17 protein-coding genes are annotated in these 24,454 nt (G+C 62.0%); 7 read left to right on the forward strand and 10 right to left on the reverse strand.

The annotated features are described in order from the left end of the window. Positions 1-39: 39 nt before the first annotated feature. A complete protein-coding gene (locus D2E23_RS10170) occupies positions 40-3,846 on the forward strand; it encodes a hypothetical protein (protein WP_126030797.1) in 3,807 nt (1,268 codons plus the stop codon). A gap of 301 nt (positions 3,847-4,147) precedes the next feature. Here the strand turns inward: D2E23_RS10170 and D2E23_RS11970 are convergent, their stop codons facing one another. After that, positions 4,148-4,273: a hypothetical protein gene (locus tag D2E23_RS11970; protein WP_276313567.1), complete on the reverse strand. Its 126-nt coding sequence runs from the start codon at positions 4,271-4,273 to the stop codon at positions 4,148-4,150. Between the two features lie 416 nt (positions 4,274-4,689). Between D2E23_RS11970 and D2E23_RS10175 the strand changes: the two genes are divergently transcribed. Then, complete coding sequence (locus tag D2E23_RS10175; RefSeq protein WP_126030798.1) at positions 4,690-5,610, forward strand: deoxyribonuclease IV; 921 nt, start codon at positions 4,690-4,692, stop codon at positions 5,608-5,610. Between the two features lie 137 nt (positions 5,611-5,747). On the opposite strand, the gene D2E23_RS10180 is transcribed toward D2E23_RS10175, so the two are convergent. From D2E23_RS10180 to D2E23_RS10190, 8 genes are all read right to left on the reverse strand, one after another. After that, complete coding sequence (locus tag D2E23_RS10180) at positions 5,748-6,803, reverse strand: hypothetical protein (RefSeq protein WP_126030799.1); 1,056 nt, start codon at positions 6,801-6,803, stop codon at positions 5,748-5,750. A gap of 347 nt (positions 6,804-7,150) precedes the next feature. Next, positions 7,151-7,273 (reverse strand): hypothetical protein, encoded by a 123-nt coding sequence (locus tag D2E23_RS11975; protein WP_269843567.1) that lies wholly within the window; start codon positions 7,271-7,273, stop codon positions 7,151-7,153. An 88-nt stretch (positions 7,274-7,361) separates the two neighbouring features. Beyond that, positions 7,362-7,487: a hypothetical protein gene (locus tag D2E23_RS11980; protein WP_277596786.1), complete on the reverse strand. Its 126-nt coding sequence runs from the start codon at positions 7,485-7,487 to the stop codon at positions 7,362-7,364. A 100-nt stretch (positions 7,488-7,587) separates the two neighbouring features. Continuing rightward, on the reverse strand, positions 7,588-7,713 hold the full coding sequence (locus D2E23_RS11985; protein ID WP_269843602.1) for a hypothetical protein: 126 nt from the start codon (positions 7,711-7,713) through the stop codon (positions 7,588-7,590). Positions 7,714-7,827: 114 nt separating this feature from the next. Then, the gene (locus D2E23_RS11990) at positions 7,828-7,950 is read right to left on the reverse strand and encodes a hypothetical protein (RefSeq protein WP_276313568.1); all 123 of its coding nucleotides are present in this window, start codon (positions 7,948-7,950) and stop codon (positions 7,828-7,830) included. A gap of 1,077 nt (positions 7,951-9,027) precedes the next feature. After that, the gene (locus D2E23_RS11995) at positions 9,028-9,159 is read right to left on the reverse strand and encodes a hypothetical protein (RefSeq protein WP_276313569.1); all 132 of its coding nucleotides are present in this window, start codon (positions 9,157-9,159) and stop codon (positions 9,028-9,030) included. Between the two features lie 1,086 nt (positions 9,160-10,245). After that, complete coding sequence (locus D2E23_RS10185; protein WP_126030800.1) at positions 10,246-11,592, reverse strand: MFS transporter; 1,347 nt, start codon at positions 11,590-11,592, stop codon at positions 10,246-10,248. Between the two features lie 1,331 nt (positions 11,593-12,923). Beyond that, complete coding sequence (locus D2E23_RS10190) at positions 12,924-16,106, reverse strand: InlB B-repeat-containing protein (protein ID WP_126030801.1); 3,183 nt, start codon at positions 16,104-16,106, stop codon at positions 12,924-12,926. Positions 16,107-16,741: 635 nt separating this feature from the next. Here D2E23_RS10190 and D2E23_RS10195 point away from each other — a divergent pair. From D2E23_RS10195 to D2E23_RS10215, 5 genes are all read left to right on the forward strand, one after another. Then, entirely contained in the window at positions 16,742-18,064 is a 1,323-nt protein-coding gene (locus D2E23_RS10195; RefSeq protein WP_126030802.1) for an ABC transporter substrate-binding protein, read from the forward strand. Positions 18,065-18,557: 493 nt separating this feature from the next. Continuing rightward, entirely contained in the window at positions 18,558-19,535 is a 978-nt protein-coding gene (locus D2E23_RS10200) for a carbohydrate ABC transporter permease (protein WP_126030803.1), read from the forward strand. Positions 19,536-19,540: 5 nt separating this feature from the next. Then, positions 19,541-20,437 (forward strand): carbohydrate ABC transporter permease, encoded by an 897-nt coding sequence (locus D2E23_RS10205; RefSeq protein ID WP_126030804.1) that lies wholly within the window; start codon positions 19,541-19,543, stop codon positions 20,435-20,437. Between the two features lie 8 nt (positions 20,438-20,445). Continuing rightward, the gene (locus D2E23_RS10210; RefSeq protein WP_126030805.1) at positions 20,446-21,261 is read left to right on the forward strand and encodes an alpha/beta fold hydrolase; all 816 of its coding nucleotides are present in this window, start codon (positions 20,446-20,448) and stop codon (positions 21,259-21,261) included. A gap of 210 nt (positions 21,262-21,471) precedes the next feature. Further along, entirely contained in the window at positions 21,472-22,614 is a 1,143-nt protein-coding gene (locus D2E23_RS10215) for a LacI family DNA-binding transcriptional regulator (RefSeq protein WP_164520787.1), read from the forward strand. Between the two features lie 95 nt (positions 22,615-22,709). Here the strand turns inward: D2E23_RS10215 and D2E23_RS10220 are convergent, their stop codons facing one another. Then, positions 22,710-24,365, reverse strand: coding sequence for an MFS transporter (locus D2E23_RS10220; RefSeq protein WP_126030807.1), 1,656 nt, complete (start codon positions 24,363-24,365; stop codon positions 22,710-22,712). Positions 24,366-24,454 lie beyond the last annotated feature (89 nt).

Raw genomic sequence — 24,454 nt, forward strand, 5'->3', positions numbered from 1 at the left:
CCGTAAACGTCATCAGATTCCCGAAAGGAATGATGCACTATGAACACCACCATCGACCTGCTTGCCGACTGGACCGCCACCCCCACCGGCCAGGCCGGGGGAGGCGTGCGTTTCGACTACCCGGTACCCGCCGACGCGTGCGGCTTCTTCACCCGCGGATTCATGCCATGCTGCGATACCGCGTTCGATGCCACGGACTATTTGGGCATCGCGCTGCGCGTACGGACGACCTTGCCGAACACAGCCGTGTTCGTCGTCGTGACGTGCCTGAAGAATCCGGCCGGCGGCAACGGTGCGGTGGGCGGCGCAGACCCCAGCGAAACACACGCCGCCGCATGCACGATAGCCATGCCGGGCGATCATGATCTGGTCATCCCATGGTCGGACTTCGACATCGAGACGGCGAACCGACTCGCATGGCAGTACGTGAGCGCCGTGACGGTCGAGGCCAGTACCGGTGTCGAGGCCAATGCTGCTGGTGTCGGCGTCGAATCCGACAAAGCCGAACCCAAGCGCAATGATGCCAATGCCAAACGAGACGACGGATTCGTCGTGCTCTCCGCGCGGCTGCTGCGCGCTCGAGGACTCGTCGCCGAATGCGCGATCAGGGGACGGGCCGTGGAATCCGGACACAACGCCATCTACACCGTCGACGTGCTCAACTGTCTTGATCATGCCGTGGCCGTCAGCTCACGGCAGATCTTCGACGGATGGGAATCCACGCGTGCGATCGTCGAACCCGTCAGCGCGGTCGTCGAATCGAACGCCACCACGACCTTCACCGTACGCATTCCCGTGCATGACGGTTTCGTGCCCGGCGGCAGCGAGCATACACGCATCCGATTCACGCCCGACGGGGACGACATCGCTTCGGACACCGTGGAACTCGTCACCATGCGCACGCTGCCGCACCCCTATCTGGTCCACACGGCAGCCGGCTGGCGTGACGTGGCCGCACGCATCCGCGACTATCTGAAATTCACGCCGGAACACGACCGCTGGCACGCACTCGCCGACCAGTGGGAGTCGCAGCCCACGGCCGACGGCAAACCATACTGCTACTTCACCGACGTGGAGGATCACCTCATGGCGTGCGCGTATCTGCACATGCTCGGCGAGGATGTAAGCACTGGCGAGGATGCGGGCGCCAATGAGGTCACCGAGTCGAACGCGTACGCGCGCAGGATCATCGAGTTCTTCCGATACTTCACCGATCCGGAGAACGGCTACCCGGCACGCCGACGTGGCTGCCATCAGAGCTTCGTGCAGGAGGGACAGTTCTTCCAACATCTGGCCATCGCCTACGACGCAGTCGCCGGATGCGGACCCGACCTGCTGACCGACGCCGATCGCACAGCCGTGGAACACACATTCCGCCTGTACATGACCGACATTGACCGGCACATCCGCGGCGGCGAGATCTCCAACTGGCTGCTCGCCGAGATCGTCGGCGCATTCGACTGCGCGCTCGCCCTCGGGGACATGGAACGCGCCGACCGGTTCCTCAACGGTCCCGGCGGCATCATCGAACAGTTCCGCTACGGTACGCTCAACGACGGCTGGTGGCATGAATGCTCCATCGGCTACAACACGTGGGTGTCCGGCCTGTTCCTGCACGTCTGTCACGCGCTTGAACCGTTCGGCATCCGGCTCGCCCACACGCGCTTCCCCGTGCCGTTCAACCGCGGCGTCAACAGCACGTACGCGTGCGAGCCACGCGCCGGCGCCGAACCGGCCACCTGGGTGCGCGAGAAGTGGGGCGGAAACCTGCACGCCACGCTCGGATTCAAGGACCTGTTCGACGCGTCGCTCAAGTTCCTCGACTATCGCGGCGTGATGATCGGCATCAACGACTCCGACGAAAAGAAGATCACCGCCGAACACTGGACGTCCACCTACGATCTGGCCTACCGGTACTATCGCGACCCCGAATACCTGCCGATCATCGCACGACAGGATGTGGCCGATCCCGTTTTCGGATTCGGTGAAATACCCGATGCGGATGCGGCGCGTGCGGCGGTTGCGGTATTGGACGGGCGACGTGCGGACGATGCCGGGACCGGGATCGACAACAAGCCCGCCTACCTGCGCAACGCCTACTCCGACAACGTGGGCATCGCCATGCTGCGCAGCCAGACGTCCGACCGCGAACCGCGTGAACAGATCCAGGCCGTACTGCATTACGGCTCCCACGGCGGTGCGCACGGACACTTCGACATCACCGACCTGCTCAGCGTGATGCGTTACGGGCGTAGCCTGTTCAATCCGGAAAACAACTGGTGGGGCTACCGCAACTTCATGTACAAGTGGCACGTGCAGAACTCGCTGACCAAGAACATGGTCAACGTGGACGACAAGATGCAGCTGCCCGCCGACTCCACGCGCACACTGTTCCACACCGGACGCGCATTGCAGGCGGCGGCGATCGACACCACCTGCACGTGGGCGTATCCGCCCTACTGCGGCATGGACTACGACGATTCGGCCGGCGACTTCGCCAAGCGACTGCGCATGAATTATCTGTCGTTCCCCGTGGATCCCGACCTGACGTATGCAGCCACGTCCGGCGAGACCGAGCCGATCCGGCAGCGTCGCGTGATGGCTGTGACCGACGACTACATCGTGCTGTTCGACTTGGTGCAGGGTGAGCGGGCGCATCAGTATGAGACGACGTGGCAGTTCAAAGGATTCCGCGGACTGACGGGGGTCGGCGGTGATATGGACGGTGATGGCGAGGGCGACGGTGTTGGCGTGACGGCGACCGGTCACACCGACCAGTACACCACCGAATCCGCGTCCGACGGGCAGATGATCACCGACTGTACGTGGTATCGCGTTGCCGGCGCGTCCCGGGCGAGCTTCCGCAACGAATTCACCGCCGACGAATACGAGCCAGAACTGCGCTCCGACCGTTCCTTCTACAACGAGCCCGGAGTGCTGAACACCGACGTGTACACGGCATGGCCCAAGAGCACCACGCAGGTGGTGGGCAACACCGCCATGTACTTCGGATGGGCTACCGACTACGACGGATACAACGTGCCGTTCGACTGGGCGGTGCTCGGTGACGGGACGGCCGACACGGTTGATGCGGGCGCTGGTGTTGTGGGCGAGGGGATGCGTGAACTCGCGCATGGCAGCCTCAACGGCTGGATTCTCGGACGCGACGAGACGAACGTGAGGCTCGACGGTGTGCACCGGCTGACGCTGCGCGTGTGCCAGCATGACGTGGCCAACGAGAAGGGCGAGCCGGTACGCACCCCGCAGTCGGTGTTCTGGGGGAGTGCGGTGCTGGAGCTGGCGGATGGCAGCACGGTCGCGCTCGCTGACCTGCCATACGAGACGTCGAACATCGATGCCGGGCATGGCGTCGGCAGGGATTACGAGGGTGGTCGCGTGACCATCCAGGGACGTGAGTTCCCGCAGGCGATTCCCTCCAGCACGGTGGATCATGGAGAGCCGGGTGAGCTGGTATGGAATCTGGATGCGCTGCGGGCGTCGGGGACTTTGGCCTCGGAGCCGGAGCGACTGCGCGCATGTGTGGGCGTGGACGCGTTCCCGGGCTCCGAAGATCAGGTTCGCCGGTTCTACGCGGTGCGAGCCGCGGAACCATCGGTGTCCGCGCAATTCATCACCGTTCTGGAGCCATATGAGACCGAGCGCCGGGTGCTGAAGGTGCATGCGGATTCCGCAACCTCGGTGGCAGTGACCCTCACCGATGGCCGCGTGCAGCGAATCTCCCTGTCCGAGGGGTCGGAGGATGGTTCACAGCCGCAGCTCGACTTCACCGAAACCCTCAATGGCCGGGTGCTGAGGCGGGAGACTGCCTCCGGATGTTCGGTTTGAGATCCGAGTGTGGGGAAGTCTCGGGGATGAGCGGTTCACAAATCGAAGATACCGGCGATGAAGGGTTGAAATTCAAGCCTGTGCAGCGGGTATCTTCGATTTGTGAACCATCGCTTTCCGAGACCTATGCGCGAAGTGCGCAAAACCTCACGGTATTGCGATGAATAACGACAAAAGACATAAAAAAGAACATTCGAACCACGCTGTTCGAATATTCCTCGAAATTGTGCTCGAACGGATCGGGAACCGAGTTGGAGTCCCGCTATCGAGCCGATGCTTGTTTGATGCTGGAGAACGGTTCTCAGCGGTTCCGGGCGATGTCGATGATCGCGTCGTTCATCTTCTCGCTGCCGACGCCCATCGTGCTCGACATCTTGGCGGTTCCGTAGAGAGCCATTCCGCGCATCATGGAGTTCATCAGAGTCATGGTCAGTCCTTTCCTAGAGTGTGAAATCTTTTTCGTGCTGGTGTGAATCGAGGGGGATCGTTAGGCTTCGAGCACTCTGATTTTGGTGGACTTTCAGCCTTTTCGAATCCCTGTTATTCGTCCCAACGTCTTCACCATAACGCATGAAACCGATTTCAGCAAGTGGTGTGTTGAAGTTCGCCTGTCCGCTCATGCCGCACTATCAAGTCCGGGTGTTGAACCAGAAGCTGTCATGGCTGTGTCTGTGGGCGGCGTCATCGGGCTGCTTAGGCCGACCGGGCTGGCTTGTCTGTGGAATGAAGGGGTGGCTGCGCCGGAATGACCGCGCTGGCGCGACTGCATCGGGATGCCCGACCCGGGATGACCACGCTTTCGGTCATACTGGCGGCAGTCCTGATGCGTGAAAGGGGAATGTCATGTCGGAAACGGAACGCGCGCTGTACATCGGCTCACATCTGTCCACGGCCGGCGGCTGGAGCAAGTTGCTCGACCGTTCGCACAAGGAAGGTGGCACGACGTTCGCGTTCTTCCCGCGCTCGCCATACGGCAAGCGGTCGAAATCGCTGACGACGGAAGGCGCGGCTGAACTTGCCGCGCGACTCGTGGACGAACAGTACGGCCCGTTGGTGGCCCATGCGCCGTACGTGTACAACTTCGCGGCCAAAGACGAGGCCAAGCGCGAGTTCGCGGTCAACGCGATGATCGAGGATCTGCGACTGCTGTCGGCGATTCGCAAGGCCGGCCAGCCGATCTATCTCAACGTGCATCCCGGTGCGCACGTGGGGCAGGGGAGCGAGACCGGATGCCGGCTGATCGCCGAGAGTCTGAGCCGCGTGCTGATCGAACTCGGAGAGGATAGTGCCTCGGTGCCGATCCTGCTGGAGACCATGGCCGGCAAGGGCACCGAATGCGGCCGCACCTTCGAGGAGGTCGCCACCATCATCGCCGGCATCGAGGAGCGTCTTGCCGAGGCGGGCGTTTCCTCCATGTCGCGGGAGTTCGGCGAGCCGCTCATCGGCGTCACGCTCGACACCTGCCATGTGCTCGACGCCGGTTATGATCTGGTGAACGACTTCGACGGTGTTCTCGCCGAATTCGATCGCGTCGTCGGGCTCGACCGGCTCAAGGCCATCCATGCGAACGATTCGATCAACGGACTGGGCTCGCACAAGGACCGTCACGAGAACATCGGCGACGGAGCGCTCGGCCTGCCGTTCTTCGAGCGCATGATCAACGATCCGAGGCTTTCGAAGCTCCCGATGATCCTCGAAACCAAGGAGCTCACCCCGCAGACCCACCACGACGAGATCACCCTCCTTCGCAGCCTGCGGCACTAGCGGCGTCGACTCCCCTCAGTCGGCTGGCGCCGACAGCTCCCCTCAGAGAGGGGAGCCGAAGGGGTGTGGCGTGCATCGCGTGGCTCCCCTCCCTGAGGGGAGCTGTCAGACGAAGTCTGACTGAGGGGAGCTGAAGATTAGAGCCGAGACTTTGCCGTCGCCGCCGTGATCGTCAGGTCGGCTGCCATGATCGCCAGCATCAGTCCGGTTCCGATAAGGGCGAGAACGCTCCCGCTGCCCGAACCCTGCAGCCCGCTTTGCTCTTGGTCGTACAGCGGCCACGTGACGGTGGCGTTGCTCGCGCCAGGCCCCGGTCCATACGCGCACTGCACCTCACCCACGGCGTTGACTTTCGGATGAATGTATCGGGCTCCGAGCGCCTGCGCCTGTTCCGATGTCACGTCGTCGGCCGTCGATGTGGCATTCCCGTCGCCCGCCACGGCGTCTTCCAATGCCGCCAGCACTGCGGTCTTCTCCGCTGTGTGTGAAACAACGGGCGACGAATCCTTGTCGAGAACGGTTTCGCCCCGCCATGAGGTCAGACACGTGCCACCGGCCTGCGAGGGCAGCATTGCGTAGGCGTTCACGCCTATCAGCATGATCAGCGTCACTGCAGCGAAGAACAGGCAATGGCACATGCGCCCGAGGAACGTCATTGTTTCACGCAGTGCGTGTGTATCCGAACCGGAAGAAACCTGAGCGCCCCGCGAGTCTGAGTCCTGAACATCCCAAATCGTCGATCGGCGAGCCCACACCATCCGACACAACGTCACGAACAGCACGACCGAGGCAATGACGACCACCCCGGACGCGACCATGGACGCCACCGGTATCCACCGTCCCGCATTCGACGCGAACGTCACGATAGTCCCATCGCCGGAGTGAACTACGCAATCCACATCGACTCGCGGTGATGGCGACGAGAACAGTTTCCCGCCGCCGATCATGTCGCCGATCCGCGTCACGCGCACCTGCGATTCGTCCCATCGTGTCACCATCAGCGCGCCGGAATCGCCCTGAGCGATGGTCGTGAAACTCGACTCCCCGCACGCCTCGAGATTAGAGACGTTCACCGCGCTCAGCACCGCCGCCGCATAGGCGATCAGTCCCAGAACCAGCGCCGCGAACGCGCCCAGGGCCGCTATGCCGCCGCCCGTGAGATATTTGCTGCGCCGGGTGCGTGTTGGCTGCACCTTATTCGTGAAATTTGTTGCCATGCTGCCCCCGCTCCGCAACATTGCCGCCCGTCATATCGATGTGGTGCCGATTGTAATGCGGTGGAAGAAGGGAATTGCGTTTCGGACGGGCATTACAAAATAATCAATACAAAATAATCAATGAGGGGTAGAAAACCTGTCTGGATTCCAGTCTCTGGGACTCCGCGTCAGTTGCTGAACATAACAAAAAAGCGACCTCATCGGTCGCCTGCTTGGTAAATAGGAGCCGTACGCGGACGCCGTTGGCCGCATACTGTCTCTGTTCTTCTTCTCTGTTTTCGGATTTTGTTGATAAGGTTCCGAAGTTCCTCAGCTAGCCCGGATCAGCGCTCGTCGTTGCTCATGGCAGATTCGGCGATCTGCTGGTAGGTGCGGCCGTTGTAGGCGGTCAGCGAGGCGGCGCCCATGAGGGCCATGGTCTTCTTCATGCTGTCCTTGAAGCTCATTGTTACTCCTTGATTGATTTGATTGACGTTTGGTTGTGTTTGGTATGCGTTGTTCGCGTTTGTGCGGGAAGAGGCGTTACCGCTGGGGTCAGCGGGCGTCGTTCTCGAGGCTGCGCAGGGTGGCGAAGATTTCCTTGCTGGCGGACTGGGTGGCGGTCATGGTGGAAGCGCCGTACAGGGCGAGGCCGCGGATCATGCTGTTCTTGAAGCTCATTGTTGTTCCTTACTTGAGAAGTGTGATTGGTGATTGATGATGCCGATTGATCGGCTATCGGAGGCTACCGGTCGTCGTGGACGCCGCGGTTGCTGTTGGCTCAGCGGGCGTCGTTCTGCAGGTCGGCCAGGGTGTCGGCGATGGCCTTGCCGGCGACCGGGTTGGCAGCCAGGGTGGAAGCGCCGTAGAGGGCCATACCGCGCAGAATGCTCTTCTTGATGTTCATGATGTTCTCCTTGTTGTGAAGTATTCGATGTATTCGGTTATTCGGTTGTAAGTCTTTGATGTCCTGTGGTCTGCGGCTGATTGATTATCCGTGACGCTGCAGGAGCGAGGGTGCTCAGCGGGTCTCGGCCTCGCGAGCCAGATCGATGACCGTCTGGTTGGCCTTGCTGTAGGAACCGGCCATCACGGAAGCGCCGTAGAGAGCCAGACCACGCATCATGCTGTTCTTCATGTTCATTGCTGTCTCCTTTTTGCTTTTGTTGTCCGCCTTGCTTGGCTGACATGATTAACCATAGACCACCTGCGCAATTTGCGCAAGCGCTGGCGCAAAGAAACCTACCAAGTGGTTGGTATTCTGCCGTTTTGTCGGCGTGTTGCGGATTGATGTCGGTGTTTCCTTTGTGTTTCAAGGGATTTGAGGGAATTGTGATGATGGTTGTGGATGGGATGTGAAGGCTCACATGAGATCTCACATCTGCGATGTTCGGTTTCGTTGGTGTGATTGGTGGTGGTGCTTGAGACAGCGTTGTCGCTCTTGCTGCGCTTGGGCGATCCGGAACGTGCGTGAGATAGGGCCATGGGTCGGTGGTTTGGTCGAAGGGCGTGGGCCCTAGATGATCCGGAACGTGCGTGAAATGGGGCGGTGGGGCTGTCGGGGCCCGATTTGCGACAATGACCTGGAGCGCGCGTGGGGATGAGGTGATGGGCGCGTGGATCACGTTTGTGCGGAAGCTGATCCGGAGTGCGCGGAGAATGGGGTGGCCGGGGGATTCTGGGTTGTAGAGGGCGTGGTGTTGTTGCCGGAGCTGGTCTTGCGGGTGGGTGATATGGGTGGCTGCCGTTGGCTGCTCCTGCCGTCGGATGTAGCCGTGTGCCGGGTTTCTGCGGTTCGTTTTGGTGGTGTGGCGTATGGATGGGCCGTTGACTTGCTGCCGTTGGCGTGCGGTATGGGGTGACGTGGTCTTGGGATGTTCGATTGTTTTGTGAGATCGGCCTGTGATGTGTGTGGAGGCGGGGGCGTCGGTTCCACCGATCATTGCGATGTATGTGAATGGAAAACGGGTGCATGTGGAATGCTAAAAGGCGGAGATGCGGAAAGGCGGACGCCGTTGTCCGTTTCCTGATTCGAGATATTCCCGGGGTTTGCTCGATTCCGAGTCCTATGACCGTGCCGGATGACAAGGAGCGAAAAACATCAAACGGTCGAAGGGTTCATATGGCATTCGGAAGAGCGTCGGTCGATTGACCTGATCGGTCGGTTCGATCGATACTGGCCGCGATTCGTGGCCGCTGCGGACTGATGCCGATTCCGGCGTCAGCGCTGGTCTTCGTGGGCCAGGTCGATGACGGTGTCCATGAGGTGGCGGTTGGCCATGCCCGCGTGTGCGGTGGCGATGGAGGATCCGTACATGGCGAGTCCGTGCAGCATGCTCTTAGCGATGTTCATAATGTTCTCCCTGTGATGATCGGTGTTGTTGAGGTTGCCGGAGTGTGTCTCTCGGCTGAGGAATCGTCCTCAACTTTGTTAGCGCTCACAATTATATGACGACAGCATGACGTCCGGGACAGAATCTGGGTATTCGGTATGGGACCCTGACGGTCGAACGTTTTCGGCGCCGTCGAGGCTTCGCCTTATCGGTTCAGTCGGGAGCGGCCTGATACTTCGGTCAGAGCAGCTTCCCTTGCGCGTGCGCAAAGGATGGCGGCAGGAGGAGACAGGCGCCTTGCGGCTAAAGCGCTCTTGTTGATCTCGTGCGGGGCTGCTGACGGGCTGTGGGATCGCCGGGCTGCGGGGTCGCTGACGGGCTGCGGGGCCCGGCGGCACCCCCGTAGTGTGCACGATGGGAGGCAATCTCCAAGTTCTGAATGGATTTTGCGGGTTGCAGACATCAATCTCCAAGTTCTGACGTTCCAAAAGCTCATATGCGAAGTAGGAGCCTTGGGATTGCAGTCGTTCTACTCCGGGTATGGGGGATTTTCACTTCAGAACTTGGGGATTGATGTCCGCAGGACCCCGAAATCACTTCAGAACTTGAAGAATGCTCTTCAGCGGAGGTGTGTCATACGGAATTTCGGGCGTCAATGCTTTGCCGGCAGGGGCAATCTGCGAGTTCTGAGCGGATTCCCATGGATCGCAGACACCAATCTCCGAGTTCTGTGCGGAATATTCCCCGTATCTGGAGTAGCACGGTTGAAATTTCAAGGCTTCTACTTTGGGAATAGGCCTTGGGACGCTCAGAACTCGAAGATTGGTGTTCGCAAGCCCCCAGAATCCGCTCAGAACTCGAAGATAGCCTCCGTGGAGGCATGTGTCCGCGCGGAGTCCCGATGTCGGATTCCGCGCGGCGCCAGAATTGCGGGTTTCGACATCGATGGAAGCCTCTCGGATGAGGAGCTCGTCTCTTAGTGTGATCACACCAAGAAAACAGGGCTATGGGGTGTGACGTGCAAGGAGTGGGGGTGGCACCTGGTTTGGGGATGATGGCCAGCCGAACCAGGTACCAATCAACTCATGACAAGATCGATTCGATAATCACTCGGGATCTGCGGTGGTACGAACCGCTTCGACCGTTTCCGCTGCCGCAACCGTCTCCGCATCGACTGTCGTCTTCCTCCGCTTCTCCACGATGCCAGGCTGCTTCGGATGCAGCGTGTAGGTCAGCAGGATTCCCGCCGCATACAGGATCGCGTACGCCCAGCAGATGCCGTCGATGCCGAGCACGGTGAGCAGGATCGTGGCGATTCCGGGCCCCACGAACGTGGCCAGACCGGCCGACAGATTGTAGACGGACAGCGCCGCGCCTCGCTCATCCGGAGCCAACGCGTTCATAATCGAAGGAATGGAGGCGAACGCGCTCGTGCCCACGCCGATCAGAATGGCCGCGATCACCATGAGCGGCGCATTCGCACCAAACCAGCGCGGAATGTAGTAGAACGACAGCGAGCACGCGCCAAGCAGCGCGCACCCGAACCACCGCATGGGCCATACCCAGCCGAAATGATCAAGGAACCATCCCCAGAACACGTTGAAGCCGAGCATCACGATGAACACGCATCCCCAGATACGCATCCAGTCCTCAATGCGGAACCAGTTCTCGCCGCCATACTGCCTGCCGCACAGGTACAGTGGCATGATCACGGGGAATCCGTACAGCAGCAGACTGTTGATGATACGGATCGCGGCGCAGACGGCGATGTCGCGGTTGCGGAAGATGATCGTGGCTCCCGATGCCAGCCGTTCCAGCCGCTGCATATGCGTCAGATTCGCGGACTGCGCGCTGCGGGTCTTGGGTACGAGCGCAAAGCACATGATCAGGCCGGCCACAGAGAACGGGATGGCGAACCAGAAGGTGCGATACTCGCCCACGACGGGGATGAGGAAGCTCGGAATGTAGGCGCCGAACACCCCGAGGCCCATGGAGAAACAGGTCCAGAACAGTCCCATGGCGCTGGAGAGTCGGTCCGGACGTACGGTCTGCGACAGCAGCACGACGAACGAGTAGATGAACAGCGGGTACCCGAATCCCCTCAGCGCGTAGACCGCCAGAATGAGCGGATAGATGCCGCTGGGCAGCGCCACGCCTAGAAAGATCAGATGGATGCCGATCCACCAGCCGGCGCCGATCAGCATGATGCGTCGGGCGCCGAACATTTCGGCGAGCATGCCCGCCGTCCAGCCGGCGAGTGCGGCGAACAGTCCGTAGACGGTGATGAGCAGTGAGCCCTGCGAGGCCGAGAATCCCTGATCCACCATGTATTTGGTGAGGAAGGTGAGCTCGAATCCGTCGCCCGTCATGAAGATGGCGATGGTGAGAAATCCGACGATGAGTGTGCGTGGAATGCCGAATCGTTCCATGGCGTTGAGAGCGCGGATGAACATGATGATCCTCTCTGATGAAATGTTCTTCCGCAACTGAATGTAATTAGTTACATTAATGAATTCAAGTGGTTAACAATTACGCTGAAACGCGATATGAAGGATGATTTTCGTTGAAAACGCGAAGGTTGTTGGTGATGCTCGCATGGTGTGGTGAAAGATGTATGACTGGTCACATTTCGGTGATCGGCACATTGATGGCGTTTGATTCAGGTACTGAAGGCCTAGCACGGTGCGGGGGCGGACTGGCGGATTAGGCCGGGGAAGTCCACCTCCGGGAGCATTGGCTGCGCGGGGGCGGGCGGACGGGTTAGGCGGACCTTGTCTGATGTCGGTGGATAGCTCCACCACGAAGATGGGAAGGCTCACGACAGCCTCGTGCGGATACTGCCGCTCTGGAAGCTGTGATAGGGGCGTGCCGCGTGGGTGGGCTATATGGCGCGTGGTGGGGAATGGTGAATGGGGGCCGATTGGTGTTGGAGGTGGCGTCACCTCATCAGTCGGCTGCGCCGACAGCTTCCCCTCGAGGGGAAGCCCGCCTTCGGCGGAAGAATGCGGTGGATACTCGGCAGGTCGGTGGGAGGTCTGCTTTTTGCGGAAGAGACTGGTCGGCATCGCCTACGAGCGGGCTGGGCGCAGAGGAAGCACCGCCTTTGGCGGAAGAGGTCCCGACGGTCGTAGAGATGTGGTTTCCCTTAGGAGCCACGCCTTTTGGTGGAAGAGGTCGTTGAGCACTCGGTGGGCTGGCTATGCGTGGCCGGGAAGCTTGCTTCGGCGGAAGAGGATGTCATCCTTGATGATCGTCTTTGCCGAGGAGCCGCCTCCGGGTGGAGGTTCGTTTATGGCGGAAGTGAGTTATGAAGTGGGGTATACGGAAATAGTCCGGTTGGGGGAGATGCCGCGTTTGGCATTGTCTCCCCAACCGGACTATTGCTCGGTGCCGGGGGCGTTGCGTTTTTTATCTAGCTCCGGCACCGGCTGGTCCTGCCGGTGCACGGGCTTTGCCAAGCGCCTACGCGGGGCGAAGCATGGGACTGCGGTCCTGCCGGCGCATGGTCCTTGTTCTGTTACGCCGGGGTCTCGTCCGTCATGCCTTAGCGCAACGAAAACCAGCAATCAGCGAGGTGGAGAGGACCCTTCCCGTCAATGCCTTGGCATGACTTGAGGAGTAGGGATGGTTGCAGTGAGTTGTACCGTTCTCTCCCCACACCTCCATTTCTTAGTGTGATCACACTAAGAAATCACACCAAGAAATGGAGGGGCTGCGCTGGTTTCTTCCTCCGTCACGCTGGGCGTGACGCCTCCCTCGTCAGAGGGAGGCGAGGGGGTAGAGCTCAGGCGCGGCGCCTGCGCAGGATCAGGGCGGCTCCCGCTCCGACCAGCGCGATCGCTGTGATGGCGATGCCGGCCACGGCGCTGCCGGTGCGGCTCAGCTTGGAGACGTTCGTCTTGGTGCCGGAGACGCTCCTGTTCGCATTGCCGCCGCTGACGGTACCGGTGTTGCTGCCATTACCGTTCGTGGAACCATTGGCACCGTTGCCGTTAGTGCCGGCGTTGCCGTTGGAACCGTTAGAACCGGCGTTGCCGGCGGTATTGCCGCCATTGCCATTGCCGGAACCGTTCTCTCCGGAACCGCCGTTCTCCGAACCGTTGCCATTGCTACCGTTGCCGCCATTGTCCTTGTGCTTCAGACCATCCTTGGCGGTCTTCAGCGCGGCGGTCGCGGCATCCACCTGCTCCTGCGTGGAGTTCTCGTCGTCGCGCACCTGACGAGCGGCGCCGAGCGCGGTCTGGAACGCCTTCCAGCTGGCGTCGGTGTAATCGCCCTGACCGTTGCCGTCAACACCTTCGGCGTCGGTGATCGCGGCGATCAGACCGGCCTTGTCCACGCCGGCGACCTGCTTGGTCCATCCGGCGTACAGCGTCACGTTGCCGGTCACGGCGTCGGCGTCGAAGTCCCACGCGTGGGTCAGTGCCTCGTCGGAGTACCAGCCGGTGAACGTGTAGCCGTCACGGGTCGGGTCGGCCGGCTTGGTGGCCTTGTCGTGCCACTCCACGGTCTGCGCGGCCACGTCGGAGCCGCCGTTCGCGTTGAAAGTCACGGTCATGTCGCCCACCTGGCGCATCAGGCCGAACGAGCCCTTCACGCCGTCCGCGCCGAGCACGAGCCTAGGGGAGGTGTTGGCCGGGTCGCCGCTGGTCTTCGGGTCGATGGTCAGCTGACGGTTGCCGTGCGAGGGCGAGGTGATCGTGGCGCCCGGAGCGCCGATTGCGGAGACCTTGAACTTCTCGTTGTCGCCGATCTTGGAGGCGCTCGCCTTCACGACCAGCGTGCCGGCGTCGTCGGCCTTCTCATCGGTCACGGACAGGTACTTGCCGTTCTGCGTGGCGAGCAGCGAGACGGTGCCGTCGTCGTTGCTCACGACCTCGAACACCGGTGCGCCCTCCCAGCGGGAGGTGATGGACACGGTGCCGTCGTCGGCCACGGAGAAGAACGAGTCGAGCGTCTGATCCACGCCGCTGGGCAGCTCGTTGGTGTCGGGACGGTACTTGTTCACCTCGTCCCAGGTGTTCTGGTACCAGGGCTTCTCGGAGGTGCGCAGCTGGATGAACGTGCGCTGCTTGCCGGCCTTGCCGTTGTAGTTGGTCAGCGTGGAGTAGTTGAGGAAGTCGAGCGTGGTGTAGCCTTCGGGACGCATGGCGCGCGCGGCCTTCTCCATCCACGTGGTGTCCACGCCGTCCACGGTGCCGTAGTGGGCGAGCGCGGTCTCGAACGTGGGGGCGAGGAATCCGCGGTAGCTCACGTTGATCCACGTGTTGATCTTGTCCCAGTAGGCGAACGGCCCACGGGCGTGGTAGATGTTGTCGACGATCTCGTAGGGCACGTCGTCGTGACCGAGGTTGTACTTGGCATACCAGTTCATGGCCTTGGCGAGACGGTTGTCGTACAGGCCCCACAGGTCGGCGTCGCCCTGTTTCTCGGCGGTCAGGCAGATCTGCGCCATCCATGCGATGGGCAGCTGCGCGTGGTCCATGTCGCGGCCGGCCTCCTGCGTCACGCCGTCGTCGTTGATGTATGCGGCGATGGATCCGTTGACGTGGATGTCCTGGTACATGGTGATCGCACGGTTGTAGATGTGCGCGTTCTCGGTGTAGATGCCGATGGCCATCATGGTCATAATGGAGCTGTCATCCCAGCTGCCGTTGGCGATCATGGGGGCGCTGCCGTCGCGGATGACGGGGTAGAACACGTCGAGCATCTCGTTCTTGAGCGCGGTCTGCGCGTCCTTGGCGAAGCCGTCGTATCCGCCGTTGTAGTAGGTCACGATCTCGGCGGCGGCGAGCAGCCGGTAGGTGCCGATGCTGGCACCGAGGATGCGGTCGCGGCCGTTGAACGCCTTGAGGTGCGTCCAGTTGGTGATGGTCTCGGCGGCGCGGTCGCCGTATTTGGTGTCACCGGTCACGGCCCAGGCGAGCGCGTTGTTGTAGGCGGTCTGCGCGTCCTTGTCGAACTGGTCGCGGCGCGGCGCATCCCAGCTGGTGTAGGAGCCGCGGCCGATTTCGGTGTAGTTCTGGCCGAGCGGTCCGCTGGTGGTCAGCGGGTCGGAGACGAGCTTGTCGAAGTCGGCCTTCCACGGCTGTTCGCCCTTGGCCACGTGCGCCTTCATGGTGTCGAGGTCGGCGGCGGCCAGTGCGATGCCGGGGTGGGTGAAGTCGCGCGTCTCGTTGTCCTTGACGATCGTCGACTGCGGATCGGCCTTTTCGAAGCTCACGCGGTAGGGGGCCTTGTCGGGGGTGGAGACCTCGGTGTTGAACGTGACGAAGCGGTCGCTGGCGATCTTGGTCTGGTACTTGGCGAACGACTTGCCGTCGCTTTCGTCGCCGGGCTTGATGTCGCGCTCGGAGTTCATGTGGGTGCTCACCGCGTAGCTGCTGTCGGCCTCGTTTTGGTCGAGGTAGAAGCGTTCGTTGTAGCTCACGTAGTCGGCGGTGGCGTCGATGCTGTACACGGTGGAGCCCCAGGTGGGCACGTCGTTGTAGTACTTCTCGGCCACCGTGTTCTTCTGCGTGTAGTTCTGGATGGTCAGGTACTTGCCGGAGCGGGTGTCTTGGATGGCGTACGTGGTGACCATGGATCCGAACGTCTCGGCGGGGATCGTGTCGGTGCCGGTGACGTAGTCCTGATACTTGTATTCGTATTTGATCACGTTGAACACGGACGCCTCGTCCGCGTTGTCGGTGGGGTAGACCGCGCCATCGTTGGTGCGCACGGCCAGGTATTTGCCGTCGCTGCCCTTGATCCTGGCGGTCTGCCAGACCACACCGTCCGGATCGGGCGTGACGGTGCTCACGGGTGCGGCGAGCGGTTCGATGGCCTCTTCTGCGTTGGCCGCGCTGGCGCCCACGCCGAACATGGAGAACGCCATGGCGCCGGCGATGGCGGCGGCCAGGCCCGTCCTTCCCAGTCGGCGCAGCCATGACGGCCGCGTGGTTGACGACGATGTCGACAATGTCATTCCTAGGTCCCTTCCTCGGGAGTTCTCAGACGACGATCATGCGGCGGGACGCGTACGCATTCCGTGCGTCGCGGATATCGATGCGCGTGGGGATGCGTGCGGCGGATGCCGTGGCGATCGTTCGTCCGATGATCGGTTCGCCGTTGCGCGCGGCGAATGAATACTGCCTTGTATGTGTGACTGTTGATGATTTGCCCGGCCGTTCGGCATTGGTTGGCGGATGCCGAATGGCCGGATATGGGTTGGCGTTGGCGGGCTGGATTGCCCGGTCCGTAAGCCGCCTGCCGACCTCCGTTCCATACGTTGAGCGGGAGTCTATCTCACACTGAAAACCTCACAAATCCAGCATGATGTGTAAGCGGTTACAGGCTTGATCTGCACTATACAAGTCGTTTCTCGGAATTATCAATGTAACGAAACGCCGGAAATTTCAACGAAATTGACAGTTTGCCATAGTTTGCTTTATTCTGTAGTTGTTTCGCAGTTGAAACTAGTTACACAAACTACAACAACACAGAACTGAACATCGACATGATCGATTGAACGGACTCGGTGGTCTGCGATCGGCATGCCGATAGATCAAGACCAACCCGGTCGGCGACGATCGGGCAACAGCCAAACCAAGGAGGGTTCGGATGAACAAGCGTTGGATGAAGATCGCGATCAGCGCGGTCGCGGCCGTGGGCATGCTCGCCCCGCTGGCCGCCTGCGGCGGCTCCTCGAGCGGCAGCTCCAGCTCCAGCAACGGCACCACCACGATCGAATGGTGGGGTTGGGATCAGGGTCAGAAGGCCCAGGCCGAAGCGTTCAACAAGTCGCAGAACAAGATCAAGGTCGTCTACAAGCAGCAGGCCTCGCAGGAGAAGGCCGAGCAGGCCCTCGTCAACGCCGTCAAGGCCGGCAACGCCCCGGATCTGACCCAGGTCAACATGGACTCCACGATCTCGCTGCTCGCCGACGGCACGCTGCAGGATCTCAACCAGTACAAGCCCGACACCTCCAAGATCTCCAAGCAGGCCATCGAATCCTTCACCGTGGGCAACAACCTCGCCGTGATCCCCTACAAGGTCAGCCCGCAGTTCATGATCGTCAACCAGAAGACCTTCAACGACAACGGCGTGCAGGTGCCCACCACCTGGGACGAGATGATCCAGGCTGGCAAGGATCTCAAGGCCAAGAACCCCGACGTCAAGCTGATCAACCTGCCCGGTGAGGATCCGTCGCAGCTGGTGCTCATGGCCCAGCAGTTCGGCGCCAAGTGGTACTCCACCAAGGGCGACAAGTGGATCATCGACATCAACGGCCCGGAGACCAAGAAGGCCGCCGAATACCTGCAGCAGATCGTCGACAACGACATGTACTCCCAGAAGACCTACGTCGAATGGGACGCCCTGATGCAGTTCTTCCAGTCCGGCAACCTCGCCACGGTCGGCACCTCCACCTGGCAGCTGTCCGCCTACCAGTCCAACTTCTCGCAGTCCCTCGGCGACTGGCACGCGGTGGCATGGCCCAAGGAGTCCGCTGACTCCAAGGTCGTCACCCCGCTGAACGCCCAGGGCAACGGTGTTCCGAAGGGCGCCAAGAACCCGCAGGCCGCCGTCGAGTTCGCCACCTGGCTCGCCACCAACGACGAGGCCATCAAGATCGCCGCCAACGCCCAGACCGGTTCCGGCGCCTTCCCGGCAGTCGCCGACGCCTCCAAGTACGTGGCCGACTCCCTGCCCGACAAGCTGCTCGACAACAAGGACGACGCCGCCAAGGTGGTTGAAGAAGCCGACCAGACCCTCGCCCCGTACACCACCGGCGTGAACTGGAGCTCCATGTTCAAGCAGCTGCAGGACCAGTGGGCCCAGTTCACCGAGCACAAGATCACCGCCGATCAGATGCTTGACAACGTCCAGGCCTGGACCGTCAAGGACCTCAAGGACAAGGGCGTCAGCGTCGAGTCCGCGAACTGATCGCGCTGATCGCAGTACGCAAACAACGATAACTGAGTCCCTCCCTCAGACGGGCTGACGCCCGCCAGCTCCCTCCCAAGGAGGGAGCACGAGCTCGGAACCCTGTGTTCTCCCTCCAAGGGAGGGAGATGTCGTGACGAAGTCACGACAGAGGGAGGGATCCAACCCCGCACCCGCCAATTCCTTAACCGCCATCCGCCAAACGAAAGGAGCACAGCCCAACACCAGCGCGCAACCTCCACACAGCACTATCACTCACAGCACGCAATTCATATTGCACATACTTCTCTTCTTCCTTTTATTTCCTCTTCCCCAATGCAACGCCGTCGGGCTTTTTCTTCTTCCTTCCGGCTCGACGGCTTTGCTTTGCCCGAAAAGAACGGGCGCTACGGGCCGCGGTGCATTCCGATCCCGCACAAGTCCCGCATTCAAGATTTTCAATCCCACACAATCACACACATATTCCCCATCCCCGATCGTTAGGAGTTCGATCATGAGTGCCGTCAGCACATCGGTGCCAGCGTCTTCAACGGCGAAGCCTGTAGCGAAGACTCCGGCCGCGGCTCGTGAGAACAAGACCCCGTCATGGCAGAAGCGCCTCGGCTACAAGGGCGCCCTGTTCGGAGTCCCGTTCTTCGTGGGCTTCCTCTTCGTCTTCATCATCCCGCTGTTCTACGCGATCTACGAAAGCCTCTTCAAGCGCCAGTCCAGCGGTCTGGGCATCGGAGAGCCGACGCTGCACTTCTCCGGCCTCGCCCAGTACGCGCGAGTGATGCAGGATCACGACTTCTGGGTGGGCATGGGCCGCGTGGCCATCTACTCGGTCGTCGTGGTGCCGATCATCATGGGCTTCGCCCTCGCCGAGGCACTGCTCATCGACAGCGCCAAGGCCCGCGCCAAGAAGTCCTTCCGCTTCATCCTGCTCATCCCGTACATGGTCCCGACCATCGTCTCCACGCTGATGTGGGTGTACCTCTACTCTCCCGACATCGGCCCGCTGCGTAAGTTCTTCCTGCTCTTCGGACTCGACGTCAACTTCTTCAGCGCCGGCATGCTGTGGGTCTCCATGGCCAACCTGCTGCTGTGGACTCAGGTCGGTTTCAACATGCTGATCCTCTACGGCTCCCTCACCGCACTCGACCCGGCACTGCTCGAGGCCGCCCGCGTGGACGGCGCCAGCGAGCTGCGCATCGCATGGTCCATCAAGATCCCGCAGATCAGGGGCTCCATGCTCCTGACTGGCCTGCTCTCCTTCATCGGCATGCTCCAGCTGTTCGACCAGCCGCTGCTCTTCCGGTCCGCGTCGCCGCAGACCGTGACGGCCAACTTCACGCCGATCATGACCATTTACAACTACACGTTCACCGCCGGCGGCGACTACAACTACGCGGCCGCGCTCTCCGTGGTCCTCGCCATCGTCATCGGCATCCTTTCCGCACTCATCTACGGCTTCTCGAACAGGAAGAAGTGATCATCATGACCTCCGCAACAGCATCTCGACACGGTGCCAACAAGGGCATCAAGGGACTGAGCAACAAGCGCACCCGCACCAGCGTGCTCGTGGTCCTCGTCCTCATGGCGTTCTACGCATGCGCCCCGCTCTGGTGGCTCGTGGTCTCTGTCACCAAGACCCGCGTGGACCTCTACAACACCAACGGCCTGTGGTTCGGCCACAGCAACAACCTGATCCAGAACTTCCAGCAGCTGTTCCAGTACGAGAACGGCCTGTTCTTCAAGTGGATGTGGAACTCCATCCTCTACGCGGGCCTCGGCTCCCTGGTCTGCATGGTCATCTCCCTGGCCGCCGGCTACTCGCTGAGCAAGTACAAGTACCCCGGCCGCAGCATCGGCATGGGACTGGTCATGTGCTCCTTCCTGATCCCCGCCGCACTGCTCACCATGCCGATGTACCTCATGTTCTCCGCCGTGCACATGACCGACACCATCTGGGCCGTGCTCGTGCCGTTCTTCATCAACGCGTTCGACGTGTACCTCGCCAAGGTGTACATCGACGGATCCGTGCCCGACGAACTGCTCGAGGCCGCACGCGTGGACGGCGCCGGCGAGTTCTACATCTTCAGCAAGATCGTACTGCCGCTGCTCTCCACCCCGGCCGCCACCATCTTCATCTTGACCTTCGTGCTCAACTGGAACAACTTCTACCTGCCGATCGTGATGCTGCGCGGCTCCGATAAGTGGACCCTGTCGCTCGGCCTCTACAGCTTCATGCAGACCAAGCAGAACGCCCTGTTCGACCCGACCACCATCGCGCTCGCCGGCGCCGTGCTCTCCATCGTGCCGCTGGCCGTGGTGATGATCGCCATGCAGCGCTACTGGAAGTCCGGCGTGGCGCTCGGTTCCGTCAAGGGGTGATCGATCCGATGTCTTCCTCCACCACATACGCCGTCCTCGTCCACGGATGGGGCGGCTCCCCGAAAGCCTGGGATACGGTTCGCTTCCCGGCCACCTGGACGACGTTCGCCTACACGCTTCCCGGCCATGGCGACCGCGCCCAGGAGGGTCCGTGGACCATCCGTGAGACCGCCGAGGATCTGGCCGACTACGTGCGGTCGGTCGTGCCGGCCGGCGTGAAGCCGCTCATCATCGCGCACTCGATGGGCGGACAGCTGTCCATGCTGCTCAACGCCGAACATCCCGAACTCGTGTCCGGCGAAGTGGTGATCGACCCCGCCTACAACGGCGGCGACTCGCCAGAGGAGCTGGCCGAGACCCATCGGAACCTCGCCGAGCTGCACTGCGACCCGCATGCCATGATGCGCGAGTTCGTCAAGGGCGCGTTCGGTCCGTACCTCAACAACGACGCCCGCCGCGTGATCCTCGACGACATCGAACGCACCAACGGCCAGGCACTGGTCGACTACTTCGCCTCCGAATACCTCGATCCTGGCGCCTTCGGACTGAAGCGTGACACCCCGAACGTGGCGAAAAGGCGCACCCGTCCGGTGCTCGGCTTCTACATGACCGACGCCCGCGGCAACGCCGAACGCGAATGCAACCCGGAGGGGCTCGACGTGAGCATCTCCCTGTGGAAGGAGGCCGGCCATCGGCACTTCATGCACATGGAGGATCCGGAGCGCTTCTCCCGCGAGGTCGTGGAATGGGCCGTGCAGCACGGACTCGCCGACGCCGGCGACCTGCTCTCCGCTCCGGTCGAAACCGCCGCGGTGCGCGCCTAGCTTCCAGCTTTCAAGGCATTGGCTCCCCTCAGTCCGCTTCGCGGACAGCTCCCCTCTCCGAGGGGAGCCAAAGCAGCCCGACCAACTTCCCCCACACCCCCTGTCCGCACATCAGACGACAGTGGGTATGGTCTGCGAATACGGATTCCGCGATCGATCGCAGTCCGCAACCGCCATCATCTTTCAACACCTACCGGTAAGGAGCCGAACGTGAATCAGCAGCAGTCATTTGATGCACAGTCAGGCTCACAGTCCGGAACGGCCGGCGGCAGATCCTCCGGCACATCCAACACCAACACAGCCGTCCGCCATCGCGGCCACTCCGGTCCGGCCCGCACCAGCAGCGTCAACATCCGCGACATCGCCGCCGCGGCAGGTGTCTCCACCGCAACCGTCTCGCGCGTGATGCGCGGCAACTCCAAGGTCTCCGACGCCACCCGAGAGAAGGTGCAGGAGGCCATCGAACGACTCGGCTACGTGCCCAACGCCCACGCGCTCGCCCTCACCACGCCCCCCAACTCCGTCACCTTGGTGGTCGACCATATCTCCGGCGGTACGTACAGCGAAATGACCGCCGGCGTGGAACGCGAGACGTCCGACCGCAAGATGATGTTCCGCATCGCCTCCACCGGCGGCAAATGGGACGAGCCCAAGCCGATTCTCGACGATCTGCTCTCGCAACGTCCGCGTCTGGCCGTGCTCACCGCCAGCGACGTGATCGACGATCCGATCGACGACGTGCTCAACGACTACGTGGACAAATTCAAATCCGTCGGCACCAGTCTGGTCGTGCTCGCCCGCCCGCGCATGCGGCTGTCGCCCGAGATCGCCGTGGTGGACTATGCCAACGAATCCGGCATGTACGAACTGACGAAATACATGATCTCGCTCGGCCATCGTCGGTTCATGTTCGCCGGACTGCGCCGCAACTCCAGCGTCTTCATGGCCCGATACCACGGCTTCCTGCGTGCGCTGCGCGAAGCCGGCATCGAGTTCGACCCGCGGTGCACCATTCCGCTCGACGGTGACCGCGCCGCCACCATCGCCAATACCATGGCCATGTTCCCCACCGTGCGCGACTGCACCGCCGTGGTGGCCGTCACCGATGAGATGGCGCTGTACGTGATCGCCGCGCTGCGCAAACTCGGCAAGTCCGTGCCCGGCGACGTGTCGGTCGGCGGATTCGACGACATGCCGTATGCGGAGGATCTGGTGGTGCCGCTCACCACCGTGCACGCGCCCTTCGGCAACATGGGACACATGGCCGTCAAGATCGGTCTGGATGACTTCGGCCACGACGTGACCATGCCCACGCAGCTGGTGGTGCGCGGATCGGTCGCCCCGGTGCGGTGAGCTTGCTAAAACAAACGGGAACATCAACAAACGATAGGAAAAGAAAAGGCGGTCCGTCTCGCACCTGCGTTGTGCGAAGCGGACCGCCTTTTCGTCTACGCGTCCTTGCGTAGCGCGCGCGTCATGAGCAGGCCGATCACGGCCACGATCACGGCCATCACCAGATAGTCCAGACGGGCGCCGGACTGCGTGGCCAGACGGTACGTTGTCGAACCGGCTGCGCCCGCGCCGGACTGAAACACCGACACGATCGTCGCCACCACGGTGGTGCCGGCCGCGCCCGCGAACTGCTGCAGCGTGCTGAACATCGCATTGCCGTCGGCCCTGCGATCGGCGTCGATCATCGACAGGCCGCTCGTCATGATGTTCGCGTAGCACAGCGAGAACCCGAACATGTACACCACGTACAGGCCGGCCAGCAGCATCGGGGTCATGCGGTCGCCGAGCACGACCAGTCCGATCAGAACGGCCAGCGCGGCCACGGTCGCGCCCAGAATCGGGCGACGGGCGCCGAACCGGTCGAGCAGCATGCCGCCGACGGGGGAGAACATCGCGCCGATCAGCGAACCGGGCAGGATCAGCAGGCCGGCGGTGAGCATCGACGTGCCCATGCTCATCTGCGGGATGTTCGGAATCAGATAGCCGAAGCCGATCGTCACGCCCTGATACATCATGTAGGCGAACAGATGCGCGCGGAATCCGCCGTTGCGCAGCACGCCCAGATGCAGCAACGGATCGGCCGAACGCTTCGCCAGCACGCCGAAGACGATCAGACCGCCGATGCCAACGACCGCTCCCGCGACGGCAAGCAGGACGGGCATCATCGCCGTTGCCGGGGTGTTGCCGGATGGTCTGCTCAGCGCGCTGACCGCCTCCGCGCCCTGGTTGATGCCGACGATCAGACCGGTGAAACCGGCCGCCACGCACAGGAACTGGCCGAACGCGAACGGCCTGGCGGCGGTGGCGTGCGGCTGTTCGATGCTGATCACGCCGATGACGAGACTCACGACCAGCACGGGGATCACCGCGACGAAGATCGTCTGCCACGGCGCATGCGCGGAGACGAAGCCGCCGAACGCCGGACCGAGGGCGGGCGCGGTGCCCACGACCAGCGTGCCGAGACCCATCAGGCTGCCGATCCTCGACTTCGGCGCGCGCTCCAGAATGATGTTGAACATGAGCGGCAGCGCCAGACCGGCGCCCACGCCCTGCAGCACGCGCGCGGCCAGCAGCATCGGGAAGGACGACGCGAGGATGGTGACCACGCAGCCGGCGATGGAGACCAGATTCGCGGTCACGAAGGTGTGTTTTTGCTGGAAGCGGCCGTTGAGATACGTGGAGGCGGGTACCGTGGCCGACACGACCAGCAGGTAGCCGGTGGTGAGCCACTGGATGGTGGACGCGTTCACGTGCAGCATGCCCATGAGCTGTGGGAACAGCACGTTCATCACGGTTTCGGTGAGAATGCCGATGAACGCGAGCGAGCCCACGGAGACGATGGATCCGATCAGGTCGGGGGAGACGACGTCGGTGGGGGTTGCGGTGGTGGGTGCGATGGTGGCTGTGCGGGTGGTTGCGCGGACGGTCGTGCGGGTGGGGGAGGTCGTGGCGTTGTCGGTGGAATGGGCGGCAGTCGTCGTCGTGTTGGGGCTGCGGCGCTCGTGGTCGTAGCGTTCGTGATTGCGAATGCCGTGATGACGGCTGTCATGGTTGCCGGTGATGGCGGGTATGGCCCGTGCTGCCTGTGTCATGTCTGTACGTCCCCTTTCCTGTGTCGTTCCGTATCGTCGTGCGGTCGTCGTGAGAGCCGACGCCGTCTGCGCGTGTGCGACGTGTGTAT

This window comes from Bifidobacterium callimiconis (genome assembly GCF_003952005.1).
Taxonomy (GTDB): domain Bacteria; phylum Actinomycetota; class Actinomycetes; order Actinomycetales; family Bifidobacteriaceae; genus Galliscardovia; species Galliscardovia callimiconis.

Excerpts from the sequence above, each read along its gene's own strand:
- D2E23_RS10170 (WP_126030797.1), top strand. The coding sequence starts at position 40 with ATGAACACCACCATCGACCTGCTTGCCGACTGGACCGCCACCCCCACC.
- D2E23_RS11970 (WP_276313567.1), bottom strand. The coding sequence starts at position 4,273 with ATGACTCTGATGAACTCCATGATGCGCGGAATGGCTCTCTACGGAACC.
- D2E23_RS10175 (WP_126030798.1), top strand. The coding sequence starts at position 4,690 with ATGTCGGAAACGGAACGCGCGCTGTACATCGGCTCACATCTGTCCACG.
- D2E23_RS11975 (WP_269843567.1), bottom strand. The coding sequence starts at position 7,273 with ATGAGCTTCAAGGACAGCATGAAGAAGACCATGGCCCTCATGGGCGCC.
- D2E23_RS11980 (WP_277596786.1), bottom strand. The coding sequence starts at position 7,487 with ATGAGCTTCAAGAACAGCATGATCCGCGGCCTCGCCCTGTACGGCGCT.
- D2E23_RS11985 (WP_269843602.1), bottom strand. The coding sequence starts at position 7,713 with ATGAACATCAAGAAGAGCATTCTGCGCGGTATGGCCCTCTACGGCGCT.
- D2E23_RS11990 (WP_276313568.1), bottom strand. The coding sequence starts at position 7,950 with ATGAACATGAAGAACAGCATGATGCGTGGTCTGGCTCTCTACGGCGCT.
- D2E23_RS11995 (WP_276313569.1), bottom strand. The coding sequence starts at position 9,159 with ATGAACATCGCTAAGAGCATGCTGCACGGACTCGCCATGTACGGATCC.
- D2E23_RS10185 (WP_126030800.1), bottom strand. The coding sequence starts at position 11,592 with ATGTTCATCCGCGCTCTCAACGCCATGGAACGATTCGGCATTCCACGC.
- D2E23_RS10190 (WP_126030801.1), bottom strand. The coding sequence starts at position 16,106 with ATGACATTGTCGACATCGTCGTCAACCACGCGGCCGTCATGGCTGCGC.
- D2E23_RS10195 (WP_126030802.1), top strand. The coding sequence starts at position 16,742 with ATGAACAAGCGTTGGATGAAGATCGCGATCAGCGCGGTCGCGGCCGTG.
- D2E23_RS10200 (WP_126030803.1), top strand. The coding sequence starts at position 18,558 with ATGAGTGCCGTCAGCACATCGGTGCCAGCGTCTTCAACGGCGAAGCCT.
- D2E23_RS10205 (WP_126030804.1), top strand. The coding sequence starts at position 19,541 with ATGACCTCCGCAACAGCATCTCGACACGGTGCCAACAAGGGCATCAAG.
- D2E23_RS10210 (WP_126030805.1), top strand. The coding sequence starts at position 20,446 with ATGTCTTCCTCCACCACATACGCCGTCCTCGTCCACGGATGGGGCGGC.
- D2E23_RS10220 (WP_126030807.1), bottom strand. The coding sequence starts at position 24,365 with ATGACACAGGCAGCACGGGCCATACCCGCCATCACCGGCAACCATGAC.